The 24337-nt window shown below is 71.1% G+C and carries 24 protein-coding genes; 8 read left to right on the top strand and 16 right to left on the bottom strand.

The window, feature by feature from the left end; all coding sequences use genetic code 11:
• Window position 1: 1 nt before the first annotated feature.
• A complete protein-coding gene (locus OVA28_RS07750; protein ID WP_268096482.1) occupies window positions 2-1339 on the bottom strand; it encodes an ABC transporter substrate-binding protein in 1338 nt (445 codons plus the stop codon).
• 2 nt (window positions 1340-1341) lie between these two features.
• Window positions 1342-2721, bottom strand: coding sequence for a histidinol dehydrogenase (gene hisD / locus OVA28_RS07745; RefSeq protein ID WP_268096481.1), 1380 nt, complete (start codon window positions 2719-2721; stop codon window positions 1342-1344).
• Window positions 2722-2793: 72 nt separating this feature from the next.
• Here hisD and OVA28_RS07740 point away from each other — a divergent pair, with 72 nt between their 5' ends.
• Window positions 2794-3687 carry a LysR family transcriptional regulator gene (locus OVA28_RS07740; RefSeq protein WP_194661319.1) on the top strand — a complete coding sequence of 298 codons (894 nt, stop codon included), beginning with the start codon at window positions 2794-2796 and terminating at the stop codon, window positions 3685-3687.
• Window positions 3688-4024: 337 nt separating this feature from the next.
• Here the strand turns inward: OVA28_RS07740 and OVA28_RS07735 are convergent, their stop codons facing one another.
• The 11 genes from OVA28_RS07735 to OVA28_RS07685 form a co-directional block, all read right to left on the bottom strand.
• A complete protein-coding gene (locus tag OVA28_RS07735; protein WP_268096480.1) occupies window positions 4025-4663 on the bottom strand; it encodes a DUF1345 domain-containing protein in 639 nt (212 codons plus the stop codon).
• A gap of 21 nt (window positions 4664-4684) precedes the next feature.
• Window positions 4685-5851: a glutathione-independent formaldehyde dehydrogenase gene (locus tag OVA28_RS07730; RefSeq protein ID WP_194661321.1), complete on the bottom strand. Its 1167-nt coding sequence runs from the start codon at window positions 5849-5851 to the stop codon at window positions 4685-4687.
• Between the two features lie 64 nt (window positions 5852-5915).
• Window positions 5916-7091: a zinc-dependent alcohol dehydrogenase gene (locus tag OVA28_RS07725; protein ID WP_194661322.1), complete on the bottom strand. Its 1176-nt coding sequence runs from the start codon at window positions 7089-7091 to the stop codon at window positions 5916-5918.
• On the bottom strand, window positions 7088-7558 hold the full coding sequence (locus OVA28_RS07720) for a hypothetical protein (RefSeq protein ID WP_268096479.1): 471 nt from the start codon (window positions 7556-7558) through the stop codon (window positions 7088-7090). Before OVA28_RS07720 ends, OVA28_RS07725 begins: the two co-directional genes overlap by 4 nt.
• A 542-nt stretch (window positions 7559-8100) precedes the next feature.
• A complete protein-coding gene (locus tag OVA28_RS07715; protein ID WP_268096478.1) occupies window positions 8101-8868 on the bottom strand; it encodes an ABC transporter ATP-binding protein in 768 nt (255 codons plus the stop codon).
• Window positions 8865-9674, bottom strand: a complete 810-nt coding sequence (locus tag OVA28_RS07710) for an ATP-binding cassette domain-containing protein (protein WP_268096477.1) — start codon at window positions 9672-9674, stop codon at window positions 8865-8867. The genes OVA28_RS07715 and OVA28_RS07710 overlap by 4 nt, the downstream gene beginning before the upstream one ends.
• The gene (locus tag OVA28_RS07705) at window positions 9671-10603 is read right to left on the bottom strand and encodes an ABC transporter permease (protein ID WP_268096476.1); all 933 of its coding nucleotides are present in this window, start codon (window positions 10601-10603) and stop codon (window positions 9671-9673) included. Before OVA28_RS07705 ends, OVA28_RS07710 begins: the two co-directional genes overlap by 4 nt.
• On the bottom strand, window positions 10600-11562 hold the full coding sequence (locus tag OVA28_RS07700; RefSeq protein ID WP_268096475.1) for an ABC transporter permease: 963 nt from the start codon (window positions 11560-11562) through the stop codon (window positions 10600-10602). The genes OVA28_RS07705 and OVA28_RS07700 overlap by 4 nt, the downstream gene beginning before the upstream one ends.
• Before the next feature lie 62 nt (window positions 11563-11624).
• Window positions 11625-13127, bottom strand: a complete 1503-nt coding sequence (locus tag OVA28_RS07695; protein WP_268096474.1) for an ABC transporter substrate-binding protein — start codon at window positions 13125-13127, stop codon at window positions 11625-11627.
• 93 nt (window positions 13128-13220) lie between these two features.
• A complete protein-coding gene (locus OVA28_RS07690; protein WP_268096473.1) occupies window positions 13221-13961 on the bottom strand; it encodes a DUF1684 domain-containing protein in 741 nt (246 codons plus the stop codon).
• A gap of 142 nt (window positions 13962-14103) precedes the next feature.
• Complete coding sequence (locus OVA28_RS07685) at window positions 14104-14733, bottom strand: TetR/AcrR family transcriptional regulator (protein WP_194661330.1); 630 nt, start codon at window positions 14731-14733, stop codon at window positions 14104-14106.
• Window positions 14734-14818: 85 nt separating this feature from the next.
• Between OVA28_RS07685 and OVA28_RS07680 the strand changes: the two genes are divergently transcribed.
• Both OVA28_RS07680 and OVA28_RS07675 read left to right on the top strand, forming a co-directional pair.
• The gene (locus OVA28_RS07680) at window positions 14819-15565 is read left to right on the top strand and encodes an SDR family oxidoreductase (protein WP_268096472.1); all 747 of its coding nucleotides are present in this window, start codon (window positions 14819-14821) and stop codon (window positions 15563-15565) included.
• Between the two features lie 88 nt (window positions 15566-15653).
• A complete protein-coding gene (locus tag OVA28_RS07675; RefSeq protein ID WP_268096471.1) occupies window positions 15654-16664 on the top strand; it encodes an SPFH domain-containing protein in 1011 nt (336 codons plus the stop codon).
• Window positions 16665-16748: 84 nt separating this feature from the next.
• Here OVA28_RS07675 and OVA28_RS07670 read toward each other — a convergent pair whose 3' ends face one another.
• Both OVA28_RS07670 and OVA28_RS07665 read right to left on the bottom strand, forming a co-directional pair.
• Window positions 16749-18035 carry an SLC13 family permease gene (locus OVA28_RS07670; RefSeq protein WP_194661333.1) on the bottom strand — a complete coding sequence of 429 codons (1287 nt, stop codon included), beginning with the start codon at window positions 18033-18035 and terminating at the stop codon, window positions 16749-16751.
• Window positions 18032-18502, bottom strand: a complete 471-nt coding sequence (locus OVA28_RS07665; protein ID WP_268096470.1) for a CBS domain-containing protein — start codon at window positions 18500-18502, stop codon at window positions 18032-18034. The genes OVA28_RS07670 and OVA28_RS07665 overlap by 4 nt, the downstream gene beginning before the upstream one ends.
• A gap of 222 nt (window positions 18503-18724) precedes the next feature.
• Between OVA28_RS07665 and OVA28_RS07660 the strand changes: the two genes are divergently transcribed.
• The 5 genes from OVA28_RS07660 to OVA28_RS07640 all read left to right on the top strand — a co-directional run bounded on the left by OVA28_RS07660 (window position 18725) and on the right by OVA28_RS07640 (window position 23518).
• On the top strand, window positions 18725-19153 hold the full coding sequence (locus OVA28_RS07660) for a DoxX family protein (RefSeq protein ID WP_071272598.1): 429 nt from the start codon (window positions 18725-18727) through the stop codon (window positions 19151-19153).
• A 146-nt stretch (window positions 19154-19299) separates the two neighbouring features.
• Window positions 19300-20280 carry a phosphate/phosphite/phosphonate ABC transporter substrate-binding protein gene (gene phnD, locus OVA28_RS07655; RefSeq protein ID WP_268096469.1) on the top strand — a complete coding sequence of 327 codons (981 nt, stop codon included), beginning with the start codon at window positions 19300-19302 and terminating at the stop codon, window positions 20278-20280.
• Window positions 20281-20310: 30 nt separating this feature from the next.
• Window positions 20311-21156 (top strand): phosphonate ABC transporter ATP-binding protein, encoded by an 846-nt coding sequence (phnC, locus tag OVA28_RS07650; protein WP_194661337.1) that lies wholly within the window; start codon window positions 20311-20313, stop codon window positions 21154-21156.
• The gene (locus OVA28_RS07645) at window positions 21153-22877 is read left to right on the top strand and encodes a PhnE/PtxC family ABC transporter permease (protein WP_268096468.1); all 1725 of its coding nucleotides are present in this window, start codon (window positions 21153-21155) and stop codon (window positions 22875-22877) included. Before phnC ends, OVA28_RS07645 begins: the two co-directional genes overlap by 4 nt.
• Entirely contained in the window at window positions 22874-23518 is a 645-nt protein-coding gene (locus tag OVA28_RS07640) for a DapH/DapD/GlmU-related protein (RefSeq protein ID WP_326493746.1), read from the top strand. The genes OVA28_RS07645 and OVA28_RS07640 overlap by 4 nt, the downstream gene beginning before the upstream one ends.
• Here OVA28_RS07640 and phnF read toward each other — a convergent pair.
• A complete protein-coding gene (gene phnF / locus OVA28_RS07635) occupies window positions 23506-24297 on the bottom strand; it encodes a phosphonate metabolism transcriptional regulator PhnF (protein WP_268096466.1) in 792 nt (263 codons plus the stop codon). The two genes, OVA28_RS07640 and phnF, sit on opposite strands and share 13 nt — an antisense overlap.
• Window positions 24298-24337 lie beyond the last annotated feature (40 nt).

Below are 24337 nucleotides of genomic sequence, written 5' to 3'. Positions count from 1 at the left end.
CTCAGCTGTGCGCCTTCGCCCAGGTCGCCTGGACGGTCTCGGTGAAGGCACTCGGCGTCGTCCTGCCGGCCATGACCTCCTGCAGCGCACCGCCCATCTTCGTGAGCATGTCGGTCGTGCTCCAGTCGTAGTAGCCGACCTGGGTGCCGGCCGCGATGGTGTCCTTCAGCGCGGTGAGTGTCTGCTCCTGCAGGGGGTCCTTCGAACTGACACCGTCGGTGACCACGGGGAGCCGACCGGTGTCGAGGATCCACTGTCCGGTCTCCGGGGTGTGCAGCATCGCGAGGAACGCGATCGCAGCGTCCTGGTGCTCGGACTTCGCGCTGACGTGCCAGGGCGATGCGGTCGCACCCACGCCACCGGAGGTCAGGGACCCGAGCCCGAAGCCGTCGGAGTCGAGCGATGCGCCGTTCCACGAGCCGCCGACGAAGAAGACGCCGTCGCCCTTCGCGAACCTGGCGATGGCGTCCTCGTTGCTCAGGCCGTCGTAGCCCGAGCCGAAGTAGCCCTTCTGTGCCCAGTCGCGCATCGTCTGCGCGGCCTCCTCGTTGCCGTCGGTCTCGAACGTCGCACCGGACTCGCCACCGATCCAGGTCGCGATGTCCTTCGGCTGCTGCTTCGTGGCGGCGATGTCGGAGAAGACGTGCGTCGCCGCGTACTGGTCGGAGTTGCCGAGCATGATCGGCTGTTCTCCGGCCTGCTCGGCCTTCGCCAGGTCCGTCTCGAGTTCGTCGATGGAGGTCGGCGGCTGGAGCCCGAGCGCGTCGAGCTTCTCCTTGTTGTAGTAGATGCCCTGGACCTCGCTGATCGGGGACATCCCGTAGAGGGTGCCGGACCCGAAGGCGGTGCCGGCGGCGTTCCACTTCGCCGGCCCGAGCGTGGACGCGCCGGTGCCGGTGGTCCAGCCGTAGACCTCCGCGACGTCGTCGAGGGGACGGACGAGCTTGCCCTTCACGAGTGCGCCGTCCACCGCGTAGCCGATGTTGCCCTGGAACACGTCGGGGGCGTTCGACGAGTTCGCCGCGTTCACGACCGTCGCGATGAGGTCGTCGAAGCTCTTGTACGTGATCTTCACGTCCACGTTCGGGTACTGCTTCTCGTACGCCGGGACGAGCTTCTGCATGAGGGGCTTCTCGGCGACGTCCGCCCACATGGTCAGGGTGGTGTCACCGCCGTCCGCCACCGCCGCCGCGGTCACCTTCTTCGTGATGTCGGGCTGGTCGGCACTCGCGCCCGAGCCGCCTGCGCCGGGCGCGGAGCAGCCGGCGAGGGCGACCGCGAGGCCGAGGACTGGGAGTGCGGCGAGGAGGCCTCGCCGACGTGCACGTTGACTGGTCATGGTCACTTCCGGGTCGTGAGGAGCGTGTCGGGGGTCGCGGGTTCGTGCTGGTCTGGGCTCGCGGAGTCGGCGCGGTGCAGACGCTCCGTGCGCAGCGTCGCGGTCGCACGGTGGGCGGACATGCCCTCGCTCGCGGAGATGACGTCGACGGCGTCGGCGAGTGCCGGGGTGGCCTCCCTGGTCACCTGCTGGAACGTGAGCGGCTTGAGGAAACGGGACACGGAGAGGCCGGCGCTGTGCCGGGCGCCACCTGCGGTCGGGAGCGTGTGGTTCGTGCCGGCCATGCCCTTGTCCGAGTAGGCGACCGTGCTCCACGGGCCGATGAAGAGCGAGCCGTAGTTCGTGAGCCGGTCGTGGTACCAGGCGTCGTCCTCGGTCTGCACCTCGAGGTGCTCCGGGGCGAGCTCGTCCATCACCAGGGCGGCCGCTTCACGGTCGTCGACCAGGATGACCGAACCGTGGTCCCGCCAGGCCGGACCGCAGATGGCATTCGTGGAGAGCGTCGGCAGCTGGCGCTCCACCTCGGCGACGACCGCCTCGCCGAGCGCCCGCGACGTGGTCACCAGGGCTGCCGGCGAGTTCGGGCCGTGCTCGGCCTGCCCGAGGAGGTCGGCCGCGACGAGCTCGGGGTCGGCCGTGTGGTCGGCGATGACGGCGACCTCCGACGGGCCGGCGAGCAGGTCGATCGCGACTGCACCGAACAGCTGTCGCTTGGCTTCGGCGACGAACGCGTTCCCCGCTCCGACGATCATGTCGACGGGTGCTTCGCCGAGCAGCCCGAACGCCATGGCGGCGAGCGCCTGGACGCCGCCGACGACGAAGAGCCGGTCGACACCGGAGACGAAGGCCGCGTACGCGACGGCGGCGTTCACCCCGCCGTCCGGCTGGGGCGGCGTGCAGGCGATGACGGTGGGGACCCCGGCGGCCTTCGCCACGCCGACGCTCATGAACGCGCTGGCCGTCAACGGGAAGCGCCCGGCGGGGAGGTACGCGCCGACGCTGCCGACCGGGACGTATCGCTGCCCCACGGTCAGGCCGGGCAGGAGCTCGGCGGAGAAGTCGCTGAGGTGCTCGCGCTGCAGCCGGGCGAACTGCTGGGTGCGCTCGGCGCCGAGTTCGATGGCTGCGCGCAGGGCGGGGTCGAGGCGGTCGCCGGTGGCGGCGAGCTCGTCAGCGGTCAGCTCGACGACGTCCGCGTGGTCGAGTTGCAGGGCGAACCGGCGGACGGCGTCGACCCCGTCGCGCTCGATCTCGTCGAGCATCCCGCGGACGCGGTCGGCCACCGCGGGGTCCAACTGGGCTTCCGGCACGTCGACGCCCGGGGCCTTGACGAACGAGTACAGGTCGGCGTGGTCCGCCACGAAACGAGGGCTGAGCTTCATGCAGACGACCCTGCCGAACGTCGAGGGCAAGGACAAGGGTGAAACATCCACGGCAGCCCATAGGGTAGCCCTATGACGCTCACCCAGCTGCGCGCGTTCCTCGTGATCACCGCGGCTGGTTCGTTCTCCGCCGCGGCAGCGCAGCTCGGGATGGCTCAGCCCTCAGTGTCCGAGTTGGTGAAGCGGCTCGAGGAGACGTACGGCGTCCGCCTGTTCACGCGGGGCAGCCGACGCCTGGTGCTCACCGCCGCAGGCGAGGCACTGCTGCCGTTCGCGCAGCAGGCCGTCGACGCCGCCGACGGTGCGGACCGCACGCTCCGGGACGTCACGAGCCTGCAGGGCGGGGTCGCCACGTTCGGGCTGCTCCGGAACGCCAACTACTACTTCCTGTCCCGGCTGCTCGAGCGGTTCCACTCCCGCTACCCGGACGTCCGGCTCCGCGTGATCGGGCTCAACTCCGTCGAGGTCGCCGAGGCGGTCGCAGCTGGGGAGCTCGAGGCGGGGCTGGTCGTGCTGCCCATCGACGCCGACGGCCTCGAGGTGACCCCGCTCCGCCGCGACGACGTGCTCTACGCCTCGGCTGATCCGTCCCACACGGAGCGACCCGTCACGATCGAGGACCTGGCGGCTGCCGACCTGATCCTGTACGACGCGCACTACGGGTGGCGCGACCCGACGCGTCGGCAGCTCATGGAGCGGGCGCAGTTCGCCGGGGTCTCCCTGCACGCACGGATCGAGGTCGAGCACATCGACTCCGCACTCGACCTGGTGGCGCGCGGTGCCGGCGACACGATCGTGTCCGGTGCCGTGGCCGCCGCCCCGACGTTCCCGGCTGGAGTGCACACCGTCCGCTTCGCCGAGCCGCTCCACGACACGATCGCCCTCGTCCGACGCCAGGGCGTCCCGCTCTCGCCGGCGACACGCGAACTCGCCCGGCTGGCCCGACGCATGCTCCTCGAGCCCTGAGGACCTGCTCCGTGGGGATCACGGACCCGGCCGTCTGCTCGACGACGCGCCCGCCACGGAGCACGACGGTCGCCGTACCCAGCCGGGCGGCCTCGTCGTCGTTGTCGTCGCTGCGGCTCGGGGCCAGATGACGGATCTGCTCCGGAGCGACGACGGATCCGGCCGTCTCAGCCCGGGTTCCCTGGACCGGATCCGTCACCCCGCCGAACGGGGACTCGTTCCGCCCGCGATCTGACCCATGACGCGTGCGATGGGAAGCGGGATCGCGCGTGCCGGGCCAGAACGATCGACTGACCACGCGCGGAACGACCTGTCGCGGGAATGGGCGGCCTCGACCTCAGCTCTGACCGAGGTTCGTCACCAGGTTGATGGCGACCGCGATCAGGACCGTCCCGAAGAAGTACGACAGGAGCGCGTGCGGCAGGGCCTTCCGCCGGGTCGCGCTGTCGTCCGGTTCGACCTCGGGAGCCGCGTACGACATGCCGATCGTGAAGGCGAAGTAGGCGAAGTCGCTGTAGGTCGGGCGTGCGTCCTGCTTGACGTCGAACCCACCACCGCGGTGGTCGAGGAAGAACATCCGGGCGTACTTCAGCGCGTACACGGTGTTCACCAGCGCCCAGGCGACCATCACCCCGAGGACGCCCAGGACCACCGCCGCGACCGAGGCAGGGTCACGGGCGTGGCTCGCCTCCCCCAGGGCGAGGACCACCGCGGCGAGGCTCGCGAGGCACGCCACGATGATGGCGTTGTCCGTGAGCCGCGAGTCGGACTCCTCCTGCGCCAGACGCTCCGTGCCGTCCGGGTCCTGCCGCCAGCACCGGCGCCACACCTGTGTCAGCGCGATGACCCCAGCCGTGCACCACGCCGCGAGCGGGCCGAGGGAGGGCGCCCCGAGGAACATGCAGGCGACGCCGCCGACGACGCCGATCGCGACGTAGGCCGAGGCGCGGCCCGGCGACAGTATCCGGTCGTTCATCACGCGTGCCGCGTCGGTCGGTCACGCTGACGTCGGCACCGGAGCGGTCTCCGGGTGCAGGACGACCTTCGTCCAACCGTGGTCGCGGGCGTCGAAGTGCGCGTACGCCTCCGGCGCCTGGTCGAGCGGGAGCTCGTGGCTGACGATCCACGACGGCGTCGCCCGTCCACTCGCGATGAGGTCGCGGAGTGCCCGGTTGTACCGCTTGACCGGGCACTGCCCTGTCCCCATCGACTGCCCGCGGAACCAGAACTCACCGAAGTCGAACGCGACGGCACCGCGCTGGGCCAGGGCGTCAGGACCCCCGGGGTCCTGCGGGACGTACACGCCGACGACACCGATCGTGCCGGTGAAGCGCACCGAGCGCACCAGTTGGTTCAGGGTCGAGTTCGGGCGCTCCTCTCCGTCAGGATCGTGCGCCTGGTAGCCGACGCACTCGCACCCGTTGTCTGCTCCGAGCCCCATCGTCAGTTCGTTCACCGCCTCGACGGGATCGACCGCTGAGTCGTCGATCGGGATGGCTCCGATCTCCTCGACCTTCTGCAGCCGGTCGGGCTGTCGGTCGACGACCATGACCTTGCTCGCTCCCTTGAGGACCGCGGAGTACGCGGCCATGCACCCCACCGGTCCGGCGCCGTAGATGACCGTCTGGTCGCCCGGCTGCACGCGCGCGAGTTCAGTCGCGTGGTAGCCGGTGGGGAAGATGTCCGCCAGCATCACGTAGTCGGTCTGCTTCTCCTGCGCGTCCTCACCGAGACGCAGGCAGTTGAAGTCCGCCCACGGCACACGGAGCAGCTCCGCCTGTCCACCGGCCCAGGGCCCCATGTCGGCGAACCCGTACGCAGCGCCGGCCATCGCCCGTTCTGGCTGTGCGGTGAGGCAGTAGTTGGTGAAGCCCCGCTCGCAGTTCTTGCAGTGCCCGCAGGCGACGTTGAACGGCAGGACGACCCAGTCTCCGACCTGCACCTCGTCCACGGCGTCGCCCACCTCGATCACCTGCCCGAGGTTCTCGTGGCCGAACCACCGTCCGGTCTCGAAGTCGGTCCGTCCCTCGTACATGTGGAGGTCGGAACCGCAGATGTTGGTGGTCGTGATCCTGACCAGAGCGTCGGTCGGACGCTCGATGCGGGCGTCGGGGACGTCCTTGACACTGACCCTGCGCGGGCCGTCGTACACAACTGCTCTCATGACCGTGCCTTTCGTGCTGTTCGTGCGTGATGGTGCGAGTGCTGCCGGTCGGCGTCCTCCGCCATCAGGAACCGGGCCGGAAGACGGCGCGGACGCACCCGTCCTCCTTCTGCTTGAACATCTCGTACCCACGAGGGCCCTCCTCGAGCGGCATGACGTGGGTTGCGAGGTGCTCGGTGCTGATCTCCCCGGCGGCGATCCGGTCGAGGATCATCGGGATGTAGCGGTGTCCGTGCTGCTGAGCACCACGGACCGTCAGGCCCTTGTTCATCACCGCGCCGAAGGGGAACTTGTCGACGAACCCGCCGAACACCCCGAGCGAGAACAGGCTGCCGCCCTTGCGGCAGGCGTAGATCGCCTCGCGCAGCGCCGTCGGCCGGTCCGTCTGCAGCCGTAGTTGCTGCTTGACCTGGTCGTACAGGTACTGCGGCCCCGTCCCGTGGGCCTCCATCCCCACTGCCTCGATGCAGACGTCGGGACCGCGGCCTCCGGTGCGCTCCTTGAGCTCCGCCAGCACGCTCTCGCTGCTGTAGTCGAGGGTCTCGGCGCCGATGTGCTCCCGGACCTGCCGGAGGCGTTCGGGCAGTCGGTCGATGACGACGACCTGCTCGGCCCCGAGCAGCATGGCCGCCCGCGCCGCCATCTGGCCGACACCACCGGCACCCCACACCGCGACGGTGTCACCGGGTTGGATGCCCGCGAGGTCCGCCCCGGTCCACCCGGTCGGCGCCGCGTCCGACGCGAACAGCGCCGCGACGTCCGACACCCCGTCGGGCACCGGGAATGCCCCCTGGTCGGCGTACGGCACTCGGACGTACTCGGCGTGACTGCCCGCGAACCCGCCGAGCGCGTGGCTGTAGGCGAAGCAGCCACCGATCGGCGAGCCCCACATCGTCTCGGTCAGCCCCGGGTTCGGGTTGCCGTTGTCACAGAGCGAGAACAGCCCGTGCGTGCAGTACCAGCACTGTCCGCAGGCGATGAACGAGCAGACCACGACCCGGTCCCCCACCCGGTGCTTGCGGACCGCGGACCCGACCTCGACGACCTCGCCCATGAACTCGTGGCCGAGGACGTCCCCGGCACGCATCGTCGGGATGTACCCGCCGAGCAGGTGCAGGTCCGAGCCACAGGTGGTGCTGAGCCGCACCCGCAGGATGACGTCGTGGTCGTTGAGGATCGCCGGGTCCTCGACCGTCTCCACCGAGGTCTCGTTGACCCCGGTCCAACACAGTGCCTTCACAGTGTCCCCTCCTCGTTGCTCCGCGCCGTCGCCAGTTCCACGAGTGCTCCGGTCGGCGTGGCCGCTCGGAGGCCGTGGGGCACCGGGTCGACCCGGAGCACCTCGCCGACCTCGATCAGTTGCTTGGCTTCCCGCAACGCCGCGCGGAGCCGTCCGCGGTCGCGGTCGCCCGCTGCTGCTCGGGAGGTACCCTGCCGGAAGCGGGCGCGCAGCTCGGTGCCCTTGTCGCCGGGCGCGATCCGGGCCTCCAGTTCGACGGCGTCACCGAACCGCGCGAGCGGCCCCGGCGTCCGTCCCGCCGGCAGGACGTCGTCGGCGTCGCGGGCGACGGTGACGGCGAGCCATCCCGACCGCGGAGCGGAGGCCGCTCCCGTCCCCGGCGCGGATCGTGGTCGGCGACGTCGGGCGAGCACCACGGCGCCGGCTGCGGCGACGACCACCGCGGCGCCGACCAGCCGGGGCGTCATCGGGGTGCTCCGTGCTGACGGGTCCGGGTGACGGGTCCGGACCGAGCAGGTCCGGTCTGTGTGACGTGTTCCATCGCGGCCTCCTGAGTCGCTTCGATGCGGATCAACGAGACGGAGAACGGCTGAGACGGACGTGCCGGGAAGGCACTCGCCCAGTGACGCTCCCGCCGGTCCAGGGTGCGACGTGACTCGGCCTCGTGTCCGCGACTTGTCCACGATGCGTCGCTGTGTTCCGCCGTCGGGACGAGCATGCGAGCAGCCGCAGGGCCGAACGACGGATCCGGCAGGGACGATGACGGATCCGGCTGTCTCAGCCCGAGTTTCCTGAACCGGATCCGTCAGTCCGCAGAGCGGGAACCCGTTCGACGCGCGGTCCGACCCATGACGCGAGCGATGGGAAGCGCAATCGCGCGTCGGGGGTCAGAACGAACGACCCCCGACGCGCGGAACGACCTCCTCCGCGCGGAACGACTCACGACACGCGGAAGCGCCCGCTGCGCCCGCGCCCGCGCCCGCGCGCGCGCCCGCGCCCGCCCCCGGCGTCAGCGCGGCAGCCGCGGCACCGCGTCGAGCAACGCCCGCGTGTAGTCCGACTCCGGGGCGGCCAGCACCCGGGCGGTGTCACCCTGCTCGACCACGCGCCCGCCACGGAGCACGACGGTCGCCGCACACAGCCGCGCGACGACGGCCAGGTCGTGCGAGACGAGCACGATCGTCATGCCGTGCTCCTCGGCGAGCCGCTCGAACAGCTCGAGCACCGCGACCCGGGTCGTCAGGTCGAGCGCGCTGACGGGTTCGTCGGCCACGAGCACGCGCGGCCCGGACACCACGGCACGGGCGATGGCGATGCGCTGGCGCTGGCCGCCCGAGAACTCGTGCGGGTAGCGACGACCGGCGTCGGCGTCGAGCCCGACGTCGCGCAGGGCTGCGGCGACGCGGTCGGTGGCCTCGGAGCCGGAGGCCACGCCGAGGGACCGGAGGGGCTCCCCCACGATGCGGTCGACGCGCTGCCGGGGGTCGAGGGACGAGTACGGGTCCTGGAACACCGGCTGCACGGCTGTGCGGAAGCGGTGCATGCCGGCGCGGTCCCGCAGGTCGAGCGCCGAGCCGTCGAAGGAGACCGTGCCGGAGTCGGGCGAGGCGAGCCCGAGGAGCATCCGGAGGACCGTGGTCTTGCCGGCGCCGGACTCCCCGACGATGCCGAGGTGCTGCCCGGGCTGGACGGCGAACGACACGTCGTCGAGGGCGAGCTGGGCGTGGCGCCCCGGGTACCGGAACGTCACGTCGTCGAGGGCGAGCAGGGCGGTCACCGGGGACCTCCTCGACCGCGGTCGAGCGCGTCCTGCAGGGTCCTGGCGCTGCCGACGAGCCGCTGCGTGTACGGGTGGCTCGGCGCGGCGATGACGTCCCGCACGGGTCCCTGCTCGACGGCACGACCGTGCTCGAGCACGAGCACCTGGTGGACCGTGCGTGCGACGACGGACAGGTCGTGGCTGATGAAGAGCATGCCCATGCCGCGGTCGGCGACGGCGCGGTCGAGCAGGTCGAGCACCTCCGCCTGCACGGTGACGTCGAGCGCCGTGGTGGGCTCGTCGGCGATGAGCACCCGCGGTCGACAGGCCAGTGCCATCGCGATCGCCACGCGCTGCCGCTGTCCGCCGGAGAGCTCCCACGGGAACGCGCGGGACACCCGGTCGGGGTCCGGCAGGGCGACGTCGACGATCGCCTCGTGCACGGCGGAGCGCAGGGCCTCGCCCCGGAGCCCCCGGTGTCGCCGCAGCGGCTCGGCGATCTGGTCGCCCGCGCGCATGATCGGGTCGAGCGCGGTCATCGGCTCCTGGAACACGGGTGCGACCACGGCCCCGCGCACACCGCGGAGCGCTCGCTCGGACGCGCCGACCACCTCGACGTCGCCGACCCGGACGGACCCGGAGACCGACAGGGCGGAGGGCAGCAGGCCCAGCACGGCGAGCGCGGTGAGCGACTTGCCGCTGCCGGACTCGCCGACGATGCCGAGGCGGCCGCCGTCCTCGACGGCGAACGAGACACCGTCGACGAGTGCCGCCCCGTCGGCGGTGGTGATGCGCAGGTCGGTGACCTCGATGGCGGGGCTCATCCGAGCCTCCTGTCCGTGTCGTCGGGGGTGGTCGCGACCGGCGCGACGGTCCCGACTCCGTCACCACCCACGGTCGTCCCGGCCGGGAGGCTCGGTGCGGCTCCGCGCGTCGCTCGCCGTCCACGGCGGGTCGGGTCCGCGACGTCGCGCAGGCCGTCCGCCAGCAGGTTCGCGCCGATGACCAGCGCGACGAGCGCGAGGCCGGGGGCGAGGACGCCCGCCGGCGCCTCGAAGGCCGTCTGCTGGGCGTCCTGGAGCATGCGGCCCCACGAGGCGTTGGGCGGCGGGGCGCCGAGGCCGAGGTAGGACAGGCTGGCCTCGGCGAGCACCGCGAGCCCGAACTGCAGCGCGAGGTTGACGGCGAGGGTCGGCCAGATGTTCGGCAGCACGTGTTCGGTGACCACGCGCGCCCACGACGTGCCGGAGGTCCTGGACGCGGTGACGTACTCCTGTCGCAGCACCCGCCGGGCAAGGATCCGGACCAGTCGGGCGACGACGGCGGTCATCACGAGGCCGATCGCGATGATCGCGGTGCCGAGGGAGGCGCCCCGGGCGGCGACGAGGAGCATCGCGACGAGCAGCGTCGGGAACGCGATCACGATGTCGAGGACGGCGGACAGGGTGTCGTCGAGCCAGGGTCGGGCGAACGCGGCGGCCAGACCGACGGCGGCGCCGAGGACGCCGCCGACCAGGACCGCGCCGAGCCCGGTGGCGAGGGCGATCCGCGCGCCGATGAGCAGCTGGGTGGCGAGGTCGCGGCCGAGGGTGTCGGTGCCGAGCCAGTGCGCGCCGCCGGGTGGGGTCAACCGGCCGCCGGACGTGTCGTACAGCGAGTACGGCAGCCAGATCAGCGAGACGACCGCGGCGACGACGACCAGCCCGACGAGCACGATGCCCACGGTCAGGGACACCGACCGGCGGGCGCTCATCGGTTCCCCGAGACGCTCGAGCGCAGGCGCGGGTCGACGATGCGCTGCACGACGTCGGCGATGAACCCGATCACGAGCACGGCGACGGTGGACACCAGGAGCACGCCCTGGATGCTCGGGTAGTCGTGCTGCTCGATCCCGGTGATGAGCATGCTGCCGAGGCCGGGCAGGGCGAAGACGCTCTCGACGACGACCGCGCCGAGGAACGTCGACGCGAGCTCGATGCCGAGGACCGCGATGACGGGGACGACCGCGGACCGGACACCGTGGCGCAGGAACGCCGACGCGGTGGAGGCCCCGAGCGCCCTGGCGGTGCGGATGTGGTCGGCGCCGAGGACGTCGAGCACCGCGCTCCGGACGTAGCGGGCGATCGACGCGGTCATCACGACGGCCACGGTGATGATCGGCAGCGCCAGCGACTGCAGCGCGTCGCCCGGGTACGTCCAGTCGTCGCGGGGGAAGCCGCTCGAGGGCAGCACTCCCCACTGCAGCGACACGACCTGCACGAGCAGGATGCCGATCCAGAAGACGGGCACCGCGATCCCGAGCTGCGTGATGCCGGAGAGCAGGACGCCGTACCAGCGGTCGGCGCGGGCTGCCGCGATGAAGCCGACGACGCTGGCGACGACCACGGCGACGACGAACGCGATGAGCGTCAGCGGCACGGTGACGACCAGGCGCTGCGCGAGGTCCGGCAGCACCGGCAGGCCACTCGTGAAGGACGTCCCGAGGTCGAGGTGCAGCATCTGGCCGAACCAGTGCACGAACTGCTGCGCCAACGGCTGGTCGGAGCCGACCGCCCGCCGCGCCGCTGCGACCTGGTCCGGGTTGGCGTTCGCCGCGAGGAGGGCGTTCGCCGGGTCACCGGGCAGGATCCGCAGGAGCGCGAACACCACGACCAGGGACGCCGCGAGCGACAGCACGAGGATGCCGAGGCGGCGGAGGACGTACGCGGTCATGGGGTGCTGCGGATCCTGCCTGGTGGGTGTCGGTGCGGGGCCGGCGCGGTCGCCGTCCGCGACTAGGAGACGGTGATGCCGGAGACGGGGAACTGCGAGTTCAGCCCGTTCTTCCAGTATCCCGTGACGTCCTTGTCGGACACGACGATCTGCGGGTACAGGTACAGCCAGTCGCTCGCCGCGTCCTTGACGATCTGCTCGTTCGCCTGCTTGAGCAGCTCGGTCTGCTGGTCCTCGGACGTGGCCTGCTCGGCGTCCGTGATGTCCTGCTGCACGGCCTGGTCGTCGTACCCGAAGTAGAAGTCCGGGTCGCCGTAGAAGACGACGTCGCGGTCATTGACGTGCTCCTGCAGCGTGGCCTCGAAGTCGTGCTGCTGGTACACCTTCGTGTACCACTCGTCGGCGCTGATCGTGTTGATGTCGACGGTCACGCCGACCTTCTTCAGCGCGCTCTGCAGGTACTGCGCGACGGCGGGGTGCGGGTCGTACGACGGGGTGTCGAGCGTGAACGTGAAGCCGTCGGCGTGACCGGCCTGCGCGAGCAGGTCCTTCGCCTTGGCCGGGTCGTACGCGTTGACGCTCGTCAGGTCCTGGTACCAGGGGTCGGTCGGCGGGACCATCGACCCGTTCACCGTGCCGTAGTCACCCCAGATCGCCTTGAGCAGGGCCTTCCGGTCGACGGCGGCCGAGATCGCCTGGCGGAGCTTCACGTCCGTGAACGGCCCCTTCGCGTCGTTGAACGCCAGGAGCTCCTTCGTCGTCGAGTCGCCCTCGCTCACCGTGTACTTCGACGTGTCTGCCGTGAACCGGGAGAGCGCGTCCGGGGACTGGATGCTCGTGACGACGTCGACGCGGCCGCTGGCCAGGGCGTTCGAGAGCGTGGAGGCGCTGGTGAAGTAGTCGAACTCGACGCCGCCGTTCGCGGGCTTCTTGCCCCAGTAGTCCGTGAAGGGCTCGAGGGTGAGCGACGAACCGCGCTTGAAGGTGCCGAGCGTGTACGGCCCGGTGCCGTTCTCCTCGGTCTTGAGCTTCGTGGCGTCCGCGGGCACGATCCACACGTACGACAGGTTGTAGACGAACGAGATCGAGCGCTTCGACAGCGTCACCTCGACGGTGTCGTCGTCCGGCGTGGCGATCGACTTCACCACGGACAGGCTCGACTTCCGCGACGACTGCGAGTCCTCGGCGGTCACGCGCTCGATCGAGCTCTTGACGTCGGCGCTCGTGAGCGTCCCGCCGTCGTGGAACTTGACGCCCTTGCGCAGTGTGAACGTGTAGGTCAGGCCGTCGGAGGACGCCTTGTACGCCGTCGCGAGCAGCGGGGTGACCTTGCCGTCGTCGCCGAGGCGGAACAGGCCCTCGTAGACGTTGTCCTGGAAGGCCTCGTTGACGCCCTGGCCACCGCCGTCGACGTTCGAGAGGTTGGTCGGCTCGTAGAGGGAACCGATCGCGACCGTGGCGTCTGCGCCGGAGGACGAGCCGCCGTTCGAGGACGAGCAGCCGGCGAGGGCGAGGCTCAGGGCGATGCCGGATGCGACGAGCGCGGCTGCGGTGCGGGACTTCACGGGACTCCTGGTCGTTCGGGGTCGGGTTCGGGGCGTGGGGATGGTGCTGGTGCTGGTGCTGGTGCCTGTGTCGGTGCTTGTCGTCGGTACCGGTCAGGCCTGGTGCGCGACGTACCGTTCGCCGGCGTGGACCGGTACGTGCAGGCGGTTCTGGAACGGCGGCAGCGGGCAGTTGTACTGGTCGCTGAACCCGCACGGCGGCACGAAGGCCTGGTTGAAGTCGAGGACGACGTCGGACTCCTCGCCCGTCGACGACCCGGCCGGACGCTCGACGAAGAGGAAGCGGCCGGTGCCGTAGGTGCGGTCGGCGTCGTCGGTGCTGCGGTTCGTCGGGTCGCCGAAGACCAGGAGCAGGGTGCCGTCGTCGTCGAACGCGCTCAGCGTGTACGAGCGGCCGTCGATCGTCGCCGTGATGTCGCCGGGGACGACCAGGTCGCGCGTGGCACCGGCGGCGTCGCGGAGGTGCTCGTAGGGGATGGTGCGGCCGGGCTCGGCGGGCGTGAAGTGCGCCGTGATGCGCCAGGCCGGGTCGTACGGGAAGACCGGGACCTCGACGAACGACCGGTTCGCCGGGGACTCGGCGTCCCACAGGCGGTAGCCGTGCTCGGGTGCCCCGGTGTCGAGGTCCTTCCGGTGCACGGCGGTCGCGACGACGCTCGCGGGCTGGCCGACGAGGACGGCGTCGAGGTCGGGCTCGGTGCCGTCCGGCAGCCACACCGTGGACACGAGTGCGAGGTCGCCCTGCGGGCCGGTCACCCGCTGGCGGCGGGCTTCGCGCCAGGCGTGCCAGGAGTCGGGGGCGTCGTTCGTCGTTTTCGCGTCGGTGATGCTCATCGGGATCGACAATCGCAGAGTGGCGTTCGGTATTCCCCCGTCGCGTCACACGGAGCAACACGTGTGGTCGTCGCGGGCGGCCGGAGCGTCAGCCGCCGCGCCGCGGTCGGACCGTCGGGCCCGGCTCCACCGCCGGCGCGGCTCAGGACCAGCTGCCGTCGTCCCGCCCGAGGTGGTCGCGCCCGAGCTCGGTGACGGGCAGAGCACCGAGGCTCGTGAACCCGATGTCGAGCAGCACCGCCCGGGAGGCCCCCGATCCCCCGAGCGTCGCCATGCCCTCGATCACCGCGCAGAAGTACGCGCCGAGGGAGTCGGCGTCCGCGGCCGGATCGACTTCGCCGGCCTGTTGCGCGTCGACGATGCAGGCCGCGTAGTGCGCCCGCATCGTGTCGAACGCCGCTGCCACCGTCGAGGCCACCTGTGCGTCGGACGCCCCGAGCTCGACCGCGGCCTTCATGAACAGCGACGGTGCCGCCTGGGCTGCCCCGTGCGTCACGGCCACCTGCACGAGCTGCGTCCGGATGCGCGTGATCGGGTGGTCCGACCCGTGCCGGACGGCCTCGACCGCTTCCACCGCCTCTGCCGTGTCGCTGAGGAACGCGCGCATGAAGAGCTCCCGCTTGCCGCCGAACGCGTTGTACAGGCTCTGACGGGCGAGTCCCGTCGCCTCGAGCAGGGCGTCGAGCGAGGTGCCGGCGAACCCGGTCTCGGCGAACGCCTGGCGTGCGCGGGCGACGACGTCGGCCTCGTCGAAGGTGCGGGGTCTTGGCACGGGGCTCCTCAGGGTTCTTGACTGATCGGTCCACAACGGCGTACGTTCTGGACCACGCAGTCAAAAACTACACGGGAGGACCATCATGGGCCACACACTGCAGGACAGGACGGCACTCGTGACCGGCGGGACGTCGGGGATCGGGCTGGCCGTCGTCCGACGGTTCGTCGAGGAGGGCGCCCACGTCGTCGTCACCGGGCGACGCCAGACGCAGCTCGACGAGGTCGCGGCGGAGTTCGGGGACGCGGTGACCGTCGTCCGGGCGGACGCGTCCGACAGCGCCGACGTGGCGACCCTCTTCGAGGCCGTCGCCGCACGGGGCAAAGGGCTCGACGCCGTGCACGTGAACGCCGGCGGCGGGGAGTTCAAGGCCCTGGCCGACGTGAGCGCCGAGGACGTCGACGCCGCCTTCGCGACGAACGTGCGCGGAGCGGCCCTCACGGTGCAGGGTTCGCTGCCGTTCCTCCACGACGGTGCCGCGATCGTCGTCACGGGCTCCACCTCAGCCTCGGGCACCGAGCCGGCGCTGGGCCTCTACGGAGCATCGAAGGCCGCCGTCACCACGATGACGCGCACCTGGGCGGCCGAGCTGGCCCCCCGGGGCATCCGCATCAACACGGTCACCCCCGGGCCGACCGAGACCCCCGGCCTGAAGGGCCTGTCCCCCGACGCCCCGGACGCGCTGCTCGAGCAGATCGCGGCCGGGATGCCGTTCGGTCGACTGCTCCGGCCGGAGGAGGTCGCGGCCGCCGTCCTGTTCCTGGTCTCCGACCAGAGCTCGGGCATGACCGGCAGCGAGCTCGTCGTCGACGGCGGCAGCACGATCGCCTGACCATCCGGGCCGTCCGCCGCGCACTGGGGGCAGGGCGGACGCCCGGGACACGGCAGAATGCAAGCACCCGAAACCAGGAGTGTTCTTCATGTTCGTCGTCGCCATCGTCTTCCTCGTCGCCGCGCTCGTCGCGCTGTCCTTCCGGGGGCGGACCTACACGACCCCGGAGCGCCCGGCCACCCCCGGCCGCGAGGCCCGCCCCGCGCTCACCACCCGTCGCCCGAACACGGTCGCCACCTGGACCGCCGTGAGCGCCGGGGTGCTGTTCGTCGGGTTCACCATCGCGAGCACCGTCTACGCGCAGGACACGGGCGAGTCGAAGGTGCAGGTCGACATCTCCGGCAACATCGTCGGGCAGACCACGGACTCCGGGTTCCACCTCAAGGCCCCGTGGGCGACGCTGCACACGTTCAACATCCGCAACCAGACCGTCACGTACATCAACTCGGTGAACGGCTCCGAGTCGGACAACAACGGCAACATCCGCTCCGGGCCCTACGTCACGGTGCAGGACCAGGACGGTGTCTCCTCGAACGTCAGCCTGAACCTGCAGTACAGCATCGACGCCAAGTCGGTCACCGACATCTACCGGTCCTACAAGACCGAGGAGAACTTCAAGACGCAGTTCATCGGCAACTCCGTGCGCAGCGTCGTGCGCCAGGTGCCGAACGACTTCACCACCATCGAGCTGATCACCAAGCGCGGCTCGGTCGAGAAGTCGATGATCCAGGCGCTCGAGAAGCGCTGGAAGGGCTCCGGCGTGCACGTCGACAACTTCTCGCTGCAGGAGATCACGCCGCCGAAGGCCGTCACCGACTCGTACGCCGCGGCGCAGCAGGCCCAGATCCAGGTGACGAAGGAGCGCGCCCTGCTCGACGCCAAGAAGGTGCAGGCACAGCAGCAGGTCGCCGAGGCACAGGGTCAGGCCGACGCGAACAAGGTGCTCAACGCGCAGCCGCTCTCCGACGCCGCGCTGAAGCAGCGCGAGATCGAGGCCCTGAAGAGCGCCGGCGACAACGGCTCGCTCATCGTGGTGCCGCAGGGCAGCGACAACATCCTCAGCCTGCCGGGGACGGACCGGGGCTCGTCGACCAAGTGACGGTCGGGCCCGTCCCGGCCCACCGACGGACAGGAGGCCCGTGGCGGCGCCGCCACGGGCCTCCTGTCCGTCGTCCGGTCCCCGCTACAGGAAGTAGCGCAGCCAGATGTAGGGGAAGCAGAGCCCGACGGTGACCGCGGTCACGACGATGCCGTACTTCGTGAACTCCCAGAACGAGATGTGGTGACCGTTGCGCTTGGCGATGCCGATCATCACGACGTTGGCGCTCGCGCCGACCGCCGTCAGGTTGCCGCCGAGGTCCGCGCCGAGCGCCAGGGCCCACCAGAGCGGACGTGCCTCGGCGCCGCCGGACTGCACGATGTCGTTCGTGAGCGGCGCGAGGGTCGCGACGAACGGGATGTTGTCGACGATGCCGGAGAAGAGCGCCGAACCGAACAGCAGGACGCCGGAGGCGCCGAAGTAGTTCTCCCCGACGGCGCCCTTCGCCGCCTGGCCGATCGTCTCGATGACCCCGAGGTTCACCAGCGACCCGACCATGATGAACAACCCGGCGAAGAACAGCAGCGTCTCCCACTCGACGTCGCCGAACACGCGCTTCGGCTCCAGGCGCGCGAGCAGGACCAGGAGCCCGGCCCCGAGCAGGGCGACGATGGCCGGTTCCAGCCCGGTGAACGTGGACGTCACGAAGCCGACGAGCACGAGGCCGACCACGACGAGCGAGCGCACGAGGAGGCCGCGGTCCCGGATCGCCTCCTTCTCGTCGAGGGCCATCACCCGTTCTGCACGTCCGGCGTCGTACGCGAAGGTCGAGCGGAACAGGACACGGCACAGCCCGACCAGCACGACGATGAGCACGACGATGATCGGCGCGAGCTGGACGATGAAGTCGTTGAAGCCGATGTCGCCACGACTGCCGATGATGAGGTTCGGCGGGTCGCCGATGAGGGTCGCGGTGCCGCCGATGTTCGACGCGAACACCTCGGCGAGCAGGAACGGGACGGGCGACTTCCCGAGGCGCTGCGCGACGAGCAGGGAGACCGGGGCGACCAGGAGGATCGTGGTCACGTTGTCGAGGAACGCCGACAGGACGGCGGTGATCACGATGAGCATCACCATGATGCGGAAGGGCCGGCCCTTCGCCGCCTTCGCCGACCAGATGGCGAGGTACTCGAACAGGCCCGTCTGTCGCAGGATCCCGACGATGATCATCATCCCGAGCAGCAGGAACACGACGTTCCAGTCGATGCCCGTCTCCTCGGAGAAGAACACCGCGGCGTCGTCGGTCGCCCCGATGAGGACCATGAGTGCCGCACCGCCGAGTGCGACCAGCACCCGCGGCAGCTTCTCGGTCGCGATGAAGACGTAGGCGGCGACGAAGACCGCGATCGCCAGGACGATCTGGACCGTCACGAGCGCGCGTCCCAGCGTCCCACCAGGGCGTCGAGGAGCCCGGGGAGCGTCACGAACACGGGCTCGTCGCGGGACGGGTCGTGGACGAGCGCCACCTGCGTCCCGGCGTCCACCATCCGAGCGGCCACCTCGACCAGCCCGGCGTCGGCCGGCACGACCAGCACCCGGCGCACCGCGACGGAGTCGTCGTCGACGAGGTCGCCGAGGGTGCGGCCCTCCATCCCGACACGCAGGTCCTCGACGCCGTCCGCGCCGAGCGTGTTGGCGAGGGACAGGTCGTCGAGCAGGTACCCCGGGAGCATGTACCGGGTCACGTCGATGCTCGACACCACCGCGGACGGGTGCCCGTCGTGCTCGGCGATGACGAGCCCCAGGAGGTCCTGGTCGGCGATCAACCGGATCGCGTCGAGGGCCGGGGTCGACCGGTCGACGACGACCAGCGGTCCGGCGATGTCAGATGCGTGCATGGGGTGCTCCGTCCGGGGTGCGCGGGGGTCGCGCGCGGTCTCGGCCGGCGTCGCTCTGCCGACCGGGCAGACGACTGCGGCGCGTCCGGCCATCCGTCGATCCAACCAGGGGCGCGCTCCGTCCGTGTCCGGATGGGACCGCGGGCGCCGTGTTAGGTTGTGCACAATTCAGTTGGCGCGTTGCCCTCGCTCCATCGTCCGCTCCCCTGGAAGGCAGCTGCCATGTCGTCTCGTCCCCGCACCACCCGCTCGACGAAGCCCCGGACCGTGGTGCGCATCCTGCTCGGCGCGGCCATCACCTGGGCCGGGATCAGCCACCTGACGGTCGCACGGCAGGAGTTCCGCGCGCAGGTGCCCGAGTTCGTGCCGCTCGACCCCGACGTCACCGTCCTGGCGTCGGGCATCGCGGAGATCTCCCTCGGCGCCGCGCTGGTGCTCCTGGTGCGCCGGCAGGCCACCGTCGGCTGGGTCGCGGCCGTGTTCTTCGCCGCCGTCTTCCCGGGGAACATCGCGCAGTGGATCCACCACCGCGACGGGTTCGGCCTGGACACCGACACCAAGCGGTTCGTCCGGCTGCTGTTCCAGCCCGTCCTGATCGCCGTCGCGCTGTGGGCGACGAACGCCCTGCGGACCGGACGCCGGAAGCGCTGACCGCCCGGGGGAGTTGTCCAGATTTCTGGACTGGTTCACGGATTCGTCACTGAGCCGGTGGTTGCGCTCCACCTCCCGTCCTTACCGTCACCGTGACACGCATGCGGACCCACCGCGGCGCGTGCACGACCGGAAGGCCCTCCCCCATGCATCTGTCCCGAAGCACGCGCATCGGCATCGTCGGCTCTGTCCTGACCCTCGCGGTGGTCGCCCTGACCGGCTGCTCCGCGAGCAGCACCGCCGCGACCGACGACGGCTCGGCCGCCTCTTCCTCGTCCGGCACCTGGGCCAAGTCGAAGGGCACGCTCGTGTTCGGCGCCGTCCCCGACCAGGCCGGCTCCGACGCGAACAACAAGCCGCTCGAGGAGTACATCGCCAAGGAGACCGGCTACCAGGTCGAGTACTACCCGACCGCGGACTACACGGCGCTCATCGCCGCGGCGGTCGCCGGCAAGGTCGACGTGATGTCCTCCGGCGGGCTGCAGTACGTGCAGGCCACGAACAAGGGCGCCGCGCTCGCACCGGTGGCCGCGACGCTCAGCTCCCCCGACGTGAAGGACCCCGGGTACTACTCCGAGGCCATCACCAAGGCTGGCTCGTCGGTCACCTCGCTGAAGCAGGCGAAGGGCAAGACCGTCTGCTTCGTCGACCCGAACTCCACCTCGGGCTTCCTGTTCGGGCTGTACCAGCTGAACAAGGCCGGGGTCGACGTCACGACGTCGGGCACGGACGCGAGCGGCAACCCGAAGTTCGACGCGTTCACCGCGTACTTCGCCGGCGCCCACGACAAGTCCGAGCAGGCCGTGGCCTCCGGGCAGTGCGACGTCGGGTTCGCCGAGGACTCGATCGCGGAGCCCGCGGCCAAGAAGGGCGACATCACGGTCCTCGGCAAGCAGTACGTGCCCGGCGGCCCGCTCTCGATCTCCACGAAGCTGCCGAAGGACGTGCAGACGAAGCTCGGTGACGTCCTCGCCGGCGCATCACCGGAGGCCATCAAGAAGGCCGGGATCACGATGACGGACGGCTTCACCGAGGGGTACTTCGGCGCCCAGGCCGAGGACGCGTCGTACTACAAGTCGATCCGCGACCTCTGCTCCACCATCCCGAGCGCCGACTGCGCCAAGTGACGCGCAGGACCTGGACGAGGGACTGACACCATGCAGCACACGACGACCTCCCCGGTGATCTCGGTGACCGGGGTCACGAAGGACTTCGGCACCACGAGGGCCCTCGACGGCATCGACCTGACCGTCGAGCAGGGGGAGGTCGTCGTGCTGCTCGGGCTGTCCGGCTCCGGCAAGTCGACGCTGCTGCGGCACGTCAACGGCCTCGAGTTCCCGACCTCCGGATCCGTCCGGGTGCTCGGCGAGGAGCTGACCACGCTCCGGTCGCGCGACCTGCGGACGATGCGCGGCCGGGTCGCGATGGTCTTCCAGCAGTTCGAGCTTGTCCCGGCACTGACGGTGCTCGAGAACGTCCTGACCGGAGCGCTGTCGCGCCTCCGGGGACCGCGGCTCGGCATCTGGTCGTACCCGCGGGCCGTCCGGACCGCGGCACTGACGCACCTGGACCGCGTGGGACTGCTCGAGAAGGCCTACCAGCGCGCCGACGAGCTCTCCGGCGGACAGCAGCAGCGCGTCGCCATCGCCCGGGCACTGATGCAGGACCCGGAGGTGCTGCTCGCCGACGAGCCCGTCGCGTCGCTCGACCCGGAGTCGAGCGCGCAGGTGATGCGGCTCATCCGGGAGATCGCCGCCGACGACGGCCTGACGGTCGTCTGCAGCCTGCACCAGGTCGACATCGCGCTCGGCTGGGGCGACCGGATCGTCGGGCTCCGGCACGGTGAGGTCGTCCTGGACCTGCCGACGGCCGGCATCAGCAAGGCCCAGGTGATGGAGGTCTACGGCCGTGTGAGCACGTCCTCCGCCGAGATGCGCGTCATCGAGACGGAGCTCGCCGACGTCGGCCTGCTCGACGCGGCGCGCGCAGCGGGCGACCGATGACGGCCGTCGGGGCCCCACGCGTCAGCCGGGCCGGCGACGTCGACGCCCGTGCGCCGCGCCGACCGGTCGCGGTGCAGCGGATCGTCGCCGGCGTCGTGGTGCTGGCCATGGTCGCGTTCGGGGCGTGGTCGCTGTCCGAGCTCGACTTCGGCTGGAGCGCCGTCCCGACGAGCATCGCGAACGCCGCGCGGGTGTTCTCGCAGATGGACCCGATCAGCTTCCCCGCGCCCGGGGACCTGGTCTACCTCATCGGCCTCACGATCGGCATCGTCATCCTCGGCACCGTCGTCGCCGCGCTGATCTCGGTGCCGGTCGCCTGGATCGCCGCAGCGAACACGACACCCGTCGGCTGGTCGCGCTGGGTCGGCCGGGCGATCGGCGCACTGACCCGTGCGGTGCCGGACGTCGTCATCGCGCTGGCGTTCTCCCTGACGTTCGCGCTCGGCAGTCCGCTGCCGGGCATCCTGGCGCTCGGGATCCACTCGATCGGGATGATCTCGAAGCTGTTCGCCGACGCCGTCGAGCAGATCGACGACGGGCCCCGGCTCGCGGTCAGGGCTGCCGGTGGCTCCCGCGCCCAGGAGTTCTGGTCCGGCGTCGTCCCGCAGGTGCTCCCCGCGTGGATCGCGATCGTCCTGCACCGGTTCGACATCAACCTCCGCGGTTCCGCGATCCTCGGGTACGCCGGGGTCGGCGGGCTCGGGTACGCGATGAAGATCGCGTTCGGGCAGTTCCCGACGGGCTACGGGCGGGGTCTCGGCATCGCGATCGTCATCTTCGCGCTCTGCGTCGTGCTCGAGGTCGTCTCGTCGACGATCCGCCGCAACCTGCTCGGTGTGGAGCCGTCCGGTCGCGGCCTCGGCGACCGGATCGTGCGCCGCGCGACCAGGAACCGACCGGCCCCGACCGGACGTGTCGCCGGCGGTGTCACCGTGAACTCGATGTCCCGTCGACCGTGGACGCCACGTCGGGTGCGGAACACCGTGTGGTCGCTCGCGGCCGTCGCGCTCGTGGTCTCGAGCTGGTGGATGGCCGGTGTCGACTTCGACGACATCGCGTGGAACCAGGTGGTGCCCACGCTGCAGAGCTTCTGGCCGCCGAACCTCGGCAGCCACACGTTCGGCGAGTTCGCGCAGGCGCTGCTCGTGACCGTGCAGGTGGCCTTCGCCGCCGCGCTCCTGTCGCTCGTCCTGTCACTGGTGGTCGGGTCGCTCGCGGCGCGCAACGTCGCGCCGAACGGTGCCGTCCGTGGCGTGTTCCGGGTCGTGCTCGTGGTGTTCCGCGGTGTGCCCGAGCTGGTGCTGGCGATCTTCCTGATCATGGTGACCGGTCTCGGGAACCAGGCCGGTGTCGTCGCGCTCGCCTTCGGTGGGATCGGGCTGCTCGGCAAGCTCGTCGCCGACTCCTTCGAGGAGGTGCCGTCCGGCCCGGAGCAGGCCCTCACGGCCGCCGGGGCCACGCGGGGGCAGCGGTACCTCGCCGCCACGCTCCCCCAGGGGCTGCCGTCGTTGGTGGGCAACTCGCTGTACCTCGTCGACACGAACATCCGCGCGGCGACCCTGCTCGGGATCGTCGGCGGTGGCGGGGTCGGCTTCTACCTGACGAACGCGTCCACCGTCCTGACGCTGCACGGTCAGGTGACGACGCTCGTGGCCATGGTCCTCGTCGCCGTGCTCGCGGTCGAGGGACTCGCGGCGTGGATGCGCCGGGTGTACCGATGAGCGGGCACGGCCTGCCGACGGCCGGAGGACTCCGGCTGACCGAGGAGCCAGCGGTCGGACCCGGCACCGCGATGACCGGCAGCACCCTCGGGCGCTGGGTCGAGATCGGCGACGACTGCCGGCTCACCGACAGTGACGTGGGCGACTACAGCTACTGCGACCGGCTCTGCGACATCGCGAACACCTCCGTCGGCCGGTTCGCGAACATCGCCAGCGCCGTGCGGATCGGCGCGACCGACCACCCGCTCGACCGGGCGACCCTGCACCACTTCATGTACCGCAGCAGCCACTACTGGGACGACGCGCAGGACGACGAGTCGTGGTTCGAGCAGCGCCGTGCCCGTCGGACCCGGATCGGGCACGACACCTGGATCGGGCACGGCGCCCTGGTCAAGCCCGAGGTGACCGTGGGCGACGGCGCCGTGGTGGCGTCGGGGGCCGTCGTGACGAAGGACGTGCCCGCGTACGCCGTCGTCGCCGGGGTGCCGGCACGGGTCATCCGGCTCCGACAGCCCCCGGAGACGGCCGAGCGGCTGCAGCGCCTGGCCTGGTGGGACTGGGACCACGCGACGCTCCGGGCCCGGCTCGGGGACTTCCGCACCCTGTCGGTCGACGCGTTCCTCGAGCGCTACGAGGCGTAGTCGGGCGCAGCGGGACCCGTCTGGTCGAGCATGGCGGCGCCCGCGTCCGGGTGCTCGACGTCCAGCTCGACCCGGTCGGCCCGGAACCGGGTCGTCCCCGCCTGCAGCGGCGTGCCGTCGGGCAGGGCGTCGAGGGCGTGGACGACCAGCACCACCGTCCCCATCGGCAGCGCCATGTCCGACGACTCGGCGCCGCTCGCGATGCGCGCCCCGACCGTCGTGTGCGCACGGAGGTAGTCCTCGATGCCCACGGCCCGGAGCGCGGCGGTCATCGACCCGGTGCGGGCGAAGTGCTCGTCGATGCCGGCCACCCGCTCGGCGTCGAACCAGTGCGTGCCGCGGGAGATGGTGACGCCGTCGACGGACCGGGCCGACTCCATCAGCAGCGCTGGACGCCCGTCGAGTCGGAGCTGCTCGTCCACCTCGGCCGGCGGCACGGGCACCGTCCGGGACTCCAGCAACCGGCCGGACACGGCGGACCCGCGTCGGCCGAGGCTGTCGCTGAGGCGCGTCCGGAGGCCGATCCGGTGCACGATCACGGAGTGCTCGACGACGAAGGTGCCGCTGCCGCGACGGGAGCGGACCAGGTCCTCGGACGCGAGCGCCGCGACCGCCTGGCGGACGGTGTTCCGGTGCACGCCGAAGCGTTCGGCGAGCGCCCCCTCGGTCGGCAGCTTGGCCGCGGGCGGCAGCGACCCGTCGAAGATCTCGCGGCGGAGCTCGTCGGCGATGAGTCGCCAGGCCGAGTACCCGCTCGCCGATCGCCCCTGCACCGTCATGCGACCGCACTCTACCGTCGGCGGTGAACGGGCCAGTTCC

The organism is Curtobacterium sp. SL109, assembly GCF_026672405.1.
Classification (GTDB): domain Bacteria; phylum Actinomycetota; class Actinomycetes; order Actinomycetales; family Microbacteriaceae; genus Curtobacterium.
This window is presented reverse-complemented; position numbering and strand designations above follow the sequence as displayed.